The sequence below is a fragment of the Kitasatospora sp. NPDC093806 genome (assembly GCF_040683335.1).
In the GTDB taxonomy this organism is placed as follows: domain Bacteria; phylum Actinomycetota; class Actinomycetes; order Streptomycetales; family Streptomycetaceae; genus Kitasatospora.
This window is the reverse complement of sequence record NZ_JBFBDO010000005.1, coordinates 130,378-142,026: the sequence shown is the minus strand read 5'-3', so window position 1 is coordinate 142,026 and position 11,649 is coordinate 130,378. Positions and strand designations below refer to the sequence as shown.

The 11,649-nt window shown below is 75.4% G+C and carries 8 protein-coding genes; 2 read left to right on the top strand and 6 right to left on the bottom strand.

The genetic code is table 11. The features are described 5' to 3' along the window. Nucleotides 1-46 precede the first annotated feature (46 nt). The 4 genes from AB0N76_RS05900 to AB0N76_RS05885 form a co-directional block, all read right to left on the bottom strand. Entirely contained in the window at nt 47-1,837 is a 1,791-nt protein-coding gene (locus AB0N76_RS05900) for a GMC family oxidoreductase (protein ID WP_363553545.1), read from the bottom strand. 97 nt (nt 1,838-1,934) lie between these two features. Beyond that, the gene (locus tag AB0N76_RS05895; protein WP_363553543.1) at nt 1,935-3,578 is read right to left on the bottom strand and encodes a succinic semialdehyde dehydrogenase; all 1,644 of its coding nucleotides are present in this window, start codon (nt 3,576-3,578) and stop codon (nt 1,935-1,937) included. A gap of 102 nt (nt 3,579-3,680) precedes the next feature. Further along, a complete protein-coding gene (locus AB0N76_RS05890) occupies nt 3,681-5,417 on the bottom strand; it encodes a serine/threonine-protein kinase (protein WP_363553541.1) in 1,737 nt (578 codons plus the stop codon). 173 nt (nt 5,418-5,590) lie between these two features. Continuing rightward, nucleotides 5,591-6,679 carry a protein kinase gene (locus AB0N76_RS05885; protein WP_363553539.1) on the bottom strand — a complete coding sequence of 363 codons (1,089 nt, stop codon included), beginning with the start codon at nt 6,677-6,679 and terminating at the stop codon, nt 5,591-5,593. Nucleotides 6,680-6,760: 81 nt separating this feature from the next. Here AB0N76_RS05885 and AB0N76_RS05880 point away from each other — a divergent pair, with 81 nt between their 5' ends. Further along, nucleotides 6,761-7,309, top strand: a complete 549-nt coding sequence (locus AB0N76_RS05880) for an SHOCT domain-containing protein (RefSeq protein ID WP_363553537.1) — start codon at nt 6,761-6,763, stop codon at nt 7,307-7,309. An 81-nt stretch (nt 7,310-7,390) separates the two neighbouring features. Here AB0N76_RS05880 and AB0N76_RS05875 read toward each other — a convergent pair whose 3' ends face one another. Beyond that, complete coding sequence (locus AB0N76_RS05875) at nt 7,391-9,340, bottom strand: serine/threonine-protein kinase (protein ID WP_363553535.1); 1,950 nt, start codon at nt 9,338-9,340, stop codon at nt 7,391-7,393. A gap of 686 nt (nt 9,341-10,026) precedes the next feature. On the opposite strand from AB0N76_RS05875, the gene AB0N76_RS05870 reads away from it, so the two are divergent. Beyond that, nucleotides 10,027-10,401, top strand: coding sequence for a hypothetical protein (locus tag AB0N76_RS05870; RefSeq protein ID WP_363553533.1), 375 nt, complete (start codon nt 10,027-10,029; stop codon nt 10,399-10,401). A gap of 90 nt (nt 10,402-10,491) precedes the next feature. Here the strand turns inward: AB0N76_RS05870 and AB0N76_RS05865 are convergent, their stop codons facing one another. Then, a complete protein-coding gene (locus tag AB0N76_RS05865) occupies nt 10,492-11,610 on the bottom strand; it encodes a GuaB3 family IMP dehydrogenase-related protein (protein ID WP_363553531.1) in 1,119 nt (372 codons plus the stop codon). Nucleotides 11,611-11,649 lie beyond the last annotated feature (39 nt).

The following is an 11,649-nucleotide window of genomic DNA, read 5'->3' as shown; positions in this document are numbered from 1 at the left end:
GCACGGCCCGGGAGCCGCCGCCGAGGGCGCTCCCGGACCGGCCGCGCTACCCGCGCTTCTTCGGCACCTCCGGCACCGCCAGCAGCGGCAGCCGGAGCGCGCCGAACGCGTCGGCGGGCACCATCGGGGCGACGGGCTCTACCGGGGCGACCCGGCGGTACGCCTCGCCGGGCGCCGGGCGGGTGTCCTGCTCGCCCTTGTTGGGCCACATCGACATGGCCCGCTCGGCCTGCGCGGTGATGGTCAGCGATGGGTTGACGCCGAGGTTGGCGGAGACCGCCGCGCCGTCCACCACGCTGATCCCGGGGTGGCCGTAGAGCCGGTGGTACGGGTCGACGACGCCGGTCTCCGGGGAGTCGCCGATCGCGCAGCCGCCGAGGAAGTGCGCGGTCAGCGGGATGTCGAAGATCTCGCCGACGGTGCTGCCGGCGAAGCCGTTGATCTCGTCGGCGAGCGCCCGGGCGCCGCGCTCGGCGGCCGGGATCCAGGTCGGGTTGGGCGCGCCGTGGCCCTGGCGGGAGGTCAGCTGGCCCTTGCCGAGGCCCTTCTCCTTGAGCGAGACGGTGATCGAGTTGTCCAGCGACTGCATCACCAGGCCGATGATCGTCTTCTCCGACCACCGGTGCTGGTTCATCGAGCGGGCGAAGGTCACCGGGTGCTTGACCGAGGTGCCCAGGTAGCGCAGCCAGCGCGGGATCCGCCCGCCCCCGCGGACCTGGGCGATCGACAGCGCGCCCATCGCGTTGGAGCCCTTGCCGTAGCGGACCGGCTCGATGTGGGTGTTCTCGTCCGGGTGGATCGAGGAGGTGATCGCCACGCCCTTGGTGAAGTCCGCGCGGGCGCCGTAGCGCCGGTCGGTGGTCTGCGCGCCGACCAGCGCCTCGGAGTTGGTCCGGGTCAGCTCGCCGAGCCGGGCCGAGATCCCCGGCAGGTGCCCGGCGGCCCGCATCCGGTGCAGCAGCCGCTGGGTGCCGTAGGTGCCGGCCGCGACCACCACCCGGGCGGCGGTGATGGTCCGCGCCCCGGCCTTGACCGGGTCGGTGGTGGAGCGGGCGTCGGTGCGCCGGACGTCCACCGCGTAGCCCTCGCCGCGCTCGCGGATCCGGGCCACCGTGGTCAGCGGGTGGATCTCGGCGCCGCCGCGCTCGGCGAGGTAGAGGTAGTTCTCGGTGAGCATGTTCTTGGCGCCGTGCCGGCAGCCGGTCATGCACTCGCCGCACTCGGTGCAGGCCCGGCGGGCGGGTCCGGCGCCGCCGAAGTACGGGTCGGCGACCTCCTCGCCGGGCGCCGCCGCGGCGGTGCCGTCGGCGTCCTCGCCGTCACCGAAGAAGACCCCGACCGGCGCCATGTGGAAGGTGTCCCCGACGCCCATCCGCTCGGCGGCGGCCTTGAGGTGGACGTCGGACGGGGTGACCGTCGGGTTGAGCCGGACGCCGAGCATCCGCCGCGCCTGGTCGTAGAACGGCTCCAGCTCCTGCTGCCAGTCGGTGATGTGGCACCACTGGCGGTCCTCGAAGAAGGCCTTCGGCGGCACGTAGAGGGTGTTGGCGTAGTTCAGCGAGCCGCCGCCGACCCCGGCGCCGGCCAGGATCAGCACATTGGCCAGCAGGTGGATGCGCTGGATGCCGTAGAGGCCGAGGCCGGGCGCCCACAGGTAGTTGGCGACGTCCCAGGAGTTCCTGGGCAGTTCGTCCCGGTCGAAGCGGCGACCGGCCTCCAGGACGGCGACCCGGTAGCCCTTCTCGGTCAGCCGCAGCGCGGAGACCGCGCCGCCGAAGCCGGAGCCGACCACGACCACGTCGTAGTCGAACTCCCGGTCACCCGCCGCACCCGTCATCTGCCCCTGCTCCTTCACGAAGACCCGCCCTGCACGAAGACCCGCTCTGACCCGCTCTGACCTGCTGTGACCCGGACGGCCGACCCGGCCCGGACGGCTACTTGAACCGGAGCGCCTTCAGCACCCGCAGCCCGCCGCTGAACACCGCCGCGAACTGCTTGTCGTCCAGGCCGAACGCGGGCGCGATCGGCACCAGCCGCTGGCTCGCGATGGTCTGCGCCTCGGTGAACCGCAGGATGCCCTCGGCGCCGTGCCGCCGGCCGAGCCCGGACTCGCCCATGCCGCCCATCGGCGAGCCGACCGAGCCGTAGGCCGCGCCGTACGCCTCGTTGACGTTGACCGTGCCGGTGCGCAGCCGGGCCGCGATCGCCCGTCCGCGCCGCCCGTCCCTGGTCCAGACGCTGGAGTTGAGGCCGTACGGGGTGGAGTTGGCGGCGGTGACCGCCTCGCCCTCGGTGTCGAAGCGGTAGACCGAGACCACCGGGCCGAAGGTCTCCTCGCCGCAGACCGACATCTCCGGGGTGACGCCGTCCAGGATGGTCGGCTCGAAGAAGTACGGGCCGAGGTCCGGCCGGGCCCGCCCGCCGGCCAGCACGGTGGCGCCGGCCTTGACCGCCTCCTCGACGTGCCGGCTGGTGGTCTCCAGCTGCCGGGCGGAGACCAGCGAGCCCATGTCCGCGCCGTAGGCGAGGCCGCCGCCGAGCCGCAGCGCGCGGGTCCGGGCGGCGAACTTGGCGAGGAACTCGTCGGCCACCGAGCGGTGCACCAGCAGCCGCTCGATCGAGATGCAGAGCTGGCCGGCCGAGGAGAAGCAGGCCCGGACGGCGCACTCGGCGGCCCGGTCGAGGTCGGCGTCGGCCAGCACCAGCATGGCGTTCTTGCCGCCGAGTTCGAGCGAGGCGCCGACCAGCCGGGCGGCGGCGCGCTGGGCGACGTCGCGGCCGGTGCGGGTGGAGCCGGTGAACGAGACGTAGTCGGCGTGCTCGACCACGGCCGGACCGATCACCGGGCCGTCGCCGACCACCACCTGCCACAGGTCGGCGGGCAGCCCGGCCTCGATCAGCAGCTCGCGGGCCCAGAGCGCGGTCAGCGCGGTCTGCGTGTCCGGCTTGTTGACCACCGCGTTGCCGGCCACGAAGGCGGGCAGGGCGTCGCCGACGGACAGCTCCAGCGGGTAGTTCCAGGGCGAGATGTGGCCGATCACGCCCTTGGGGCGGCGGGCCTCGATCGCCTGGGTGAGCACCGGCAGGGCGCCGCCGTGCCGCTTGTCGCGCAGGTAGCCGTGGGCGGCGCGGCCGTAGTGCCGGGCGGCCAGCGCGACGGCGAGGACCTCCTCGAAGGCGTGCAGCCGGGCCTTGCCGGTCTCCGCCTGGATCAGGTCGAGCGCCTCGTCCTGCCGCTTGATCAGCAGGTCGTGGAAGCGCAGCAGGACGGCGGCGCGGCGGCGCACCGGCAGCGCGGCCCAGGCCGGCTGGACGCGGCGGGCCAGCTCGAAGGCGACCTCGACGTCGGCCGGGGTGGACTGCGGCAGGCCGGCCAGCCGTTCGCCGGTCAGCGGGGCGACGGTGTCCACCACGCTGGGCTCGCCGGTGGCGGTGATCCCGGCGGCGAGCCGGGCGACCAGGGCCGGCGGGACCGCCGCGGCGACGGTGCGTCCGCCGCCGGGCGCGGCCGGGTTGCGGCCCGGCGAGCCGGCGCCGGCGGGTTCGGTGGCCGTGGCAGCTGCTGTGAGGTCCGTCATAGGGCGCAGCCTAGGCCCTCGGCGGCCAGTCCGGTACCCGTCGGTAACAAGAAACCGCCCGGCCGGTCCCGGGCCGGGCGCCCGACGGGCCGGGCGGCGGTGTCAGCGGGTCGGGATGAAGTGGTTGAGCACGGTGGTGAACCGCCGCTCGCCCTCCGGCCAGTCCTTCTCGTTGTCCGGGCCGGACACGTAGATCGCGTACGCGGTGCCGTCGTCGTCGATGAACTCGGCCTCGATGGCCCGGCGCCGGCCGCCCTCCTTGGCCGCGTAGCTGAACTCCCAGACCGCCGCGTCGTGCCCGTTCACGGCGACGCTGGTGAGCTTGTGCTGGCGGTACTCCTTGCGCTTGGAGACGGTGGACTCCATCTGCCGCAGGTGGTCCAGCGGCTTGACCGACTGGCCGACGGTGACCGCGAACTGCAGGTAGTGCACCCGCTTGTCGGGCTTGTCGGGGCTGTAGTAGATCTGGTTGGCGTCGTCGGTGGAGCGCTGCCAGGGCGGGTCGGCCACCGGCAGCGGGAAGCGGAAGCCCGCCGGATCGTCCACCCAGCGGTAGCCGTTGGGCGCGGGTGTCGCCTCGGTGCCGGGCTCGGTGGGCAGCGGCTCGACGACGGTCGGCTGCGGCTGGGCCACCTCCGGGACGCCGCCGCCGTGCCGGGTCATCAGGAAGGTCACCCCGGCGGCCAGCGCGGCCAGCGCGAGCACGACCGCGACCACCTGCAGCACGACCCGGCGCCTGGCCGGCCCGCGCGCGGGCGTTTCGGAGTACGCCCCCGGCGCGCCCGGACCGAAGGGCGCCCCCTCGAACGGCGCCGGGGGCCCCGGCGGCACGGCCTCCGCCGCCGCGGGCTCCGCCGGACGCGGCACCGTGACCGCCGCCGGACCGCCCTCCGCGACAGGCTCCTCGGCCGGCTCCCCGGACTCGGCCACCCGGTCCACCACCGGCACCGACTGGGTCGGCATCCGCACCGGCTCGACCGGCTTCAGCCCGATGGTGTGCCCGGCCTCCACCTCGGCCAGCATCCGGGCCGCCTCGTCCGCGGTCGGCCGCTCGGCCGGGTCCTTGGCCATCAGCGCGGCCAGCACCGGCCCCAGCGGACCGGCCCGGCGCGGCTCCGGCAGCGGATCGCCGACCACCGCGGCCAGCGTGGTCAGCGGCGAGGTGCGGCGGAACGGCGAGTCGCCCTCCACCGCCGCGTACAGCGTCGCGCCGAGCCCCCACAGGTCGGAGGCCGGTCCCGGCCGCTCGCCCTGCGCCCGCTCCGGCGCCAGGTAGTCCGGCGAACCGACCAGGTCGCCCGGCCGGGTCAGCTCGGCCGAGCCCTCGTACGTCGCGATGCCGAAGTCCAGCAGCACCGCCCGCCCGGTGCCGTGCTCCAGCAGCACGTTGGCCGGCTTCACGTCCCGGTGCAGCACGCCCAGCTGGTGGCCCCGGTGCAGCGCGGCCAGCACCTGGCCGCCCACCTCGGCGGCGGCGCGCGGCGGCAGCGTGCCGTCCTGGCTGATCACGTCGGCCAGCGAACGGCCGTCGACCAGCTCCATGACGATCCACGGCCGGCCGTCCTGCTCCAGCACGTCGTGCACGGTGATCACGCCGGGGTGCTTGATCCGGGCGGCCGCGGCGGCCTCCCGCTTCATCCGGGCGTGCAGGATCTGCAGGTCCTCCTCGGGGAGGTGGTTGACGGTCAGCTCCTTGACCGCGACCTCGCGGTCCAGCATCCGGTCCCGGGCCCGCCAGACCGTGCCCATCCCGCCCCGGCCCAGCCGCTCGCCCAGCTCGTAGCGACCGGCCAGCAGCCGCTCCGTCTCGGCCGACTCCGGCCGGTCCTGCACGCCCATCCGCGACCGCTCCCCCTCATCCACCTGCCGTCACCACGACGGAGGGCCCGGTGCAGACCACACGGTGCGGACCACTGAATCGAACAAATCCCACGGACACATTAGGCGTCCCGCCCCCGCCCCGGTAATCTCGCCCACCCCCCGGACCGGCGACCGGGGACCGACCCGCCCCGTCAGCCTGCGAACAGCACCACGGCCGTCACCCCGGCCACCAGCAACAGGAACACCCCGCCGACCAGCAGCGGACCGAGCAGCGCCGGCGGCACCAGCGGCCGCCGCCGGGGCCCGGACTCCGCCGCCGGCCGCGAACGCCCCGCGCCACCGCCGCCCTTCGACCGCCGCGCCTTCGGGGCGACCGGGCCCTCGGCCCGCGGCTCCGGCACCCGCGCCACCCGCTCCCCGTCCACCGGCTCCGGCGCGGCCGCCAGCAACTCCGCCAGCTCCCCCCGGATCTCCGCCGCCGTCGGCCGCCGCGCCGGATCCGGCTGCAACAGCCGCTCCACCAGCGGCCCCAGCGGCCCGCACGCCTCCGCCGGCACCCGCCGGCCGTCCCGCACCGCCGTCACCAGCTCCGGCACACCGCCCTCCGGGTACGGCGAACGACCCGTCACCATCCGGTGCAGCAGCACCCCCAGCGCCCAGCAGTCGCCGGCCGGACCGCCGTCCAACGGCCAGCGCTCGGCCACCGGCCCGACCAGGGTGGCCCGCACCTCGTACCGGCGCCGCCCGCCCGGGCCGCCCAGCTCCTCGGCCAGCGCCTCCTGCGCCACCCCGGGCAGCAGCCCGCCCAGCAGCGCCGCGCCGTCCTCGCAGACCAGCACCGACTCGGCGGTCGGGTTCCCGTGCGCCAGCCCCGCCTCGTGCAGCGCCCGCAGCGCCCCGGCGAGGTCCGCCGCGATCTCCGCGGCCCGGTACGGCGGCAGCGGCCCCTCCGCCAGCAGCGCGGCCAGCGGCACCCCGGCCGGCCGCTCCTCGACGGTCCACAGCAGGTCGCCCTCGACGAACGCCCCCGCCCCCTGCAGCAGTCGGGGATGCCGCGGCGCGGCCGCACCCACCTCCGCCACCCGGCGCACCAGCCACTCGCCCTGCGCCGGCACCGGCGCGTCCGGCTCCTGACCGCCGGTCAGCAGCGCGGGCAGCTCCAGCGCGCGCAACCGGACCGCGTCACCGCTCCGTTCGTCCACGGCGAGCGCGTTCAACGCCTCCGGACGGCCCGTCAGCCGGTAACGCCCCGCCAGCACCTGCCCCGGGCCCGCTCGCATGCGTGTTCCTCTCCCCGCTCACCACCCACCCTAGTCAACCTTGGGGAGCATCGCCCGAGAGCCTCGGATTACCCTCGGTCCATGGACTGGACCGATCTGATCGACGCGGCCTTCGACGTGGCCGGCAACAGCAGCAGTGACACCCGGGCCGCGACTCTTCGCACCGTCGAGGCGAACGTCGCGCCCGACGAGAAGCCGGTCGCCTCCACGGCCGGACGCCACCCCGACCACTTCCGCAAGGGCGTCCTGGTCCTGACCACCCACCGGCTGCTCTTCCTCAAGGACGGCAAGCCCCCGGTCCCGGTTCCGCTCTCGGCGGTCACCGACGCGACCGTCAGCAAGTCCCGGATCAACGGCGAGATCCTGCTGGTGGTGGCGCTGACCGGCTCGCACCGCTACGAGGACGTGGTCAAGGCCGAGATATTCGCCGAGCAGGTCCGCGCCGCCGCCCGACTGGCCCGCAACGCCGAGCAGAAGGCACTCGCCGCCCCGGCGGCTCCCGCCGCCGCCCCGATCGCCTCCTCCGGCGCCGAGCTGCTCGACCAGCTGGAGCGGCTCGCCGCCCTGCGCACCGCCGGAGCGCTCACCGACGAGGAATTCACCCGCGCCAAACAGCGCCTGATCGGCTGACGACCATCCGGTGCCGTGGCCGACACCGGCTACGGCACCGGTCCGCCCCGCCCCGCCCCGCCCCGAGCCGCCCCGCCGCGATTACGGCGCGGGGCTGAAGGTATCGAAGGAGGTCTGGCGGGCCTGGGCGTTCTGCGGGGCGGCCCAGTCGGCGTCCGGCGTCGTCCAGTAGATCGCGTAGCCGTACTTGGCCGGGGAGCCGGTGACGAAGCCCCGGTTCAGCGAGTGCATCCGCGGGGTGCCGTTGGTCCACTCCCAGTCGGCCGCGTTGCTCCACTCCCGGTAGGCGACGGACTGCAGCTGCACCCGCTGGTAGTTGCTGACCTGCCCGCGCAGCCCCGGCTCGGACGCCTGCCAGTCGGCGAGCGCGTTCGGACCCGGGGTGGTCGTCCACTCGATCCGCAGGGTGCTGTTGCCGCCCTTGAAGGTCCGCCGGATCGACTCCGAGCTCGACAGCTGCAGCCAGTCGGGCAGCACGATCGAGAAGCCGCTCGGGTCCTTGTACTCGTGGTACCCGGCCGGCACGGCGGCCCCGCTCGCCGTCGGGGTCGGCGTAGGAGTCGGCGTCGGCGTGGGCGTCGCCACGGCACTCGGCGTCGCGGAAGGCGTCGGGGCGGGCGCGGGCGCCGCGGTCTCCGCCGCCGGGGCGGAGCTCTCCGAGGCCGTCACCGGCGTGGTACCGCCGGACGGGACCTCGGCGCTCGCCGCGACCGAGGAGGTGCCCGGCGCGCCCTCGGCCGACCCCTTGCCGGAGTCGCCGAAGGCCTGGATCAGCGCGACCACGCCCGCGATCAGCAGCAGCACCACCACCACCGTGGCGACGGCCAGCCGCCGCCGGCCGGTGTGCGGGTTCGCCCCGGCCGCCTGGGTCGCGCCCAGCGTCCACTCACTGGTCACCGGCCGGGCCGCCTCGGTCTCCGGCGCCGCGGACGGCCCCGCCGACGGCTCGCCGGGCGCCGGAGCGGCCGGCTCCGCGGACCGCTCCCCGCCGTCGGCGTCCTTGGCCCGGCTGCCCACCCGGACGGTCCCGAGCAGCCCGCCGACCGCCGGCTTCCGCTCCGGCTTCGCGTCCGGCCGCTCCTCGGCCGCCCCGGCCGGCTCCGCCTTCGCCGCCGTCCCCGCTCCGGCGCCATCGCCGTCGCCGTCGCCCGCCACCGGCACCGCGTGCTCGGTGGTCGACTCGGCCCGCGCGGTCGCCTCGGCCGCCACCCGCTTGAGCATCGACCTGGCCTGCGAGGCGGTCAGCCGCTTGGCCGGGTCCTTGGCCAGCAGCCCGTCGATCACCGGCAGCAGCGGCCCGGCGTTCTCCGGCGTGGTGAAGTCCTCGGTCATCACCGCCGTCAGGGTGGCCAGCGCCGAGCCCCGGTCGTACGGCGGCCGCCCCTCGACCATCGCGTACAGCGTGCCGCCCAGCGACCAGAGGTCGGCCGGCGGCCCGGGCTTCTGCCCCTGGGCGCGCTCCGGGGATATGTAGGAGGGCGCGCCGACCAGCATGCCGGTGGAGGTCACCGAGGGGTCGCCCTCGACGCTGGCGATGCCGAAGTCGGTGAGCACCACCCGGCCGTCCTCGCCGATCAGCACGTTGGACGGCTTGACGTCGCGGTGCAGGATGCCGAGCGCGTGCGCGGCGGTCAGCACGCCGAGCACGTCGAGCGCGATCTCGGCGGCCCGGGCCGGGGCCAGCGGGCCGTCCTCGCGGATCACGTCGGCCAGCGAGCGGGACTCGACCAGCTCCATGACGATCCACGGCCGGTCGTCCTCCTCGACCACGTCGAAGACGGTGACCGCCGAGCCGTGCCGGATCCGGGCGGTCGCCTTGGCCTCGCGCAGGGTGCGGACGATCAGCCGGTGCTTCTCGTCCTCGTCCACGCTGGCGTTCATCCGCAGTTCCTTGACCGCGACGGTCCGGCCCAGCATCTCGTCCTCGGCGCGCCACACGGTGCCCATGCCGCCGCGCCCGAGCACCGCGTCCAGCCGGTAGCGTCCGGCCAGGAGGCGGCCGGTGGTGGAAGAACCCTGCGCCTGGGTCATTCGGAACGTTCCCCCATGTGCTGCTGGCGGTCGTGATGACGGCGTGTCGGACCGGCGTCGGGCCCGAACGCCCAAGCCTCCATCATCCCCTGTCCCGCGGGCCCCCGACCACCCGGCCCCCGGCCACCCTGACACGGACCCCGGCCCGGCACGGCGCTCCGTGCCCGATCTGTGATCGAAAACTCTGTCCGCCCAGCTCCGCCCACTGCTACCGTTCGGCAGCTCACCGTCTTTCCGGGGGGATTTCGACGTCCATGACCGCACCCGCACCGGGCGCTGACGGCCAGTCGGGCCGACCGCCCACGGCCCCGCACTTCTCGGTCGTACCGGAACCGAAGGCCCCCGAGGGCTATGTGGCCCCGGGCATGCCCGGCGCCCCGGTGGCCGGTTACCGACCCGCCGAACCGCTCCCGCCCCGAGCCGAAGGGCCCGCCGGTGCCGAAAGGGAGAAGGGCCAAGCCGCCGACGGAGGAGGTGACGCCGGGCCCGCCGACCGTCGGCGCCGGGTCAGGAGGGCCCGGAGGCGAGCGGGCGAGTCACCGCCCCGAGCCGAAGGGCCCGCCGGTGCCGAAAGGGAGAAGGGCCAAGCCGCCGACGGAGGAGGTGGCGCCGTGCCCGCCGACCGTCGGCGCCGGGTCAGGAGGGCCCGGAGGCGAGCGGGCGAGTCACAGCGCACCGGCCGCGCGGTGGCGATCGCCGTCCTCGCGATGCTGGCCGGCGGCCTGGCGCTCGGCTGCGCGCCGACCCGCGCGGCGGCGACCGTCGGCTGGCTGGCGATCGCCCCGGCCGCCGCGGTCGCCTGGCCGCTCGGCCGGCTCGGCGGCCCGGGCCGGCTGCTGCCGCCGCTGGGCGCGCTGCTGGCGGCGGGCGCGCTCTTCCTCGGCCAGCTGATCGGCCAGACCCGCCGGCTGCACGAGCTGGCCGGCACCGGGTACGGCGCGCTGCTGCGCGACGCCCTGCCGCTCTGGCGCGCCGACCGCCGGCCGCTGGACCTGGTCTTCTACGGGATCGCCGTGATCGGCGGCTTCCTGCTCACCCGCCGCGCCGCCACCCGCCAGTAGCCACGGCCGGAACGGCACGAGGCCCCCGCCGCGAACGGACGGGGGCCTCGTGAACGGGCCGGCACGGCCGGACCGGGCGACTCAGCGGGCTCAGCGCGCGGAGTTGACCGTGACCTCGACCCGCTGGAACTCCTTGAGCTCGGTGTACCCGGTGGTCGCCATCGCCCGGCGCAGCGCGCCGAACAGGTTCATGGTGCCGTCCGGGGTGTGCGACGGGCCGGTGAGGATCTCCTCGGTGGAGCCGACGGTGCCGAGGTCGACCCGCTTGCCGCGCGGCAGCTCCTCGTGGACGGCCTCCATGCCCCAGTGGTAGCCCTTGCCGGGCGCGTCGGTGGCCCGGGCCAGCGCCGCGCCGATCATCACCGCGTCGGCGCCGCAGGCGACCGCCTTCGGGATGTCGCCGCTGTAGCCGACGCCGCCGTCCGCGATGACGTGCACGTAGCGGCCGCCGGACTCGTCCATGTAGTCGCGGCGGGCGGCGGCCACGTCGGCGACGGCGGTGGCCATCGGGACCTGGATGCCGAGCACGTTGCGGGTGGTGTGGGCGGCGCCGCCGCCGAAGCCGACCAGCACGCCGGCCGCACCGGTGCGCATCAGGTGCAGCGCGGCGGTGTAGGTGGCGCAGCCGCCGACGATGACCGGGACGTCCAGCTCGTAGATGAACTGCTTCAGGTTGAGCGGCTCGGCGGCGCCGGAGACGTGCTCGGCGGAGACGGTGGTGCCGCGGATGACGAAGACGTCGACGCCGGCGTCCACGACGGCCTTGGAGAACTCGGCGGTGCGCTGCGGGGAGAGCGCGGCGGCGGTGACCACGCCGGAGTCGCGGACCTCCTGGATCCGCTGCTTGATCAGCTCGGCCTTGATCGGCGCGGAGTAGATCTCCTGCAGGCGGCGGGTGGCGGCGGCCTCGTCGGTGATCGAGGCGATCTCGTCGAGCAGCGGCTGCGGGTCCTCGTAGCGGGTCCAGAGGCCTTCGAGGTTCAGCACCCCGAGGCCGCCGAGGCGGCCGATGGCGATGGCCTGCTGCGGGGAGACCACGCTGTCCATGGGCGCGGCCAGGAACGGCAGCTCGAACCGGTAGGCGTCGATCTGCCAGGCGATCGAGACCTCCTTCGGGTCACGCGTCCGGCGGCTGGGGACGACGGCGATGTCGTCGAAGGAGTACGCCCGGCGGCCGCGCTTGCCTCGCCCGATCTCGATCTCAGTCACTTCGAGCCCTTCTGGTGGTATTGCTCATGCCGGCCGGGT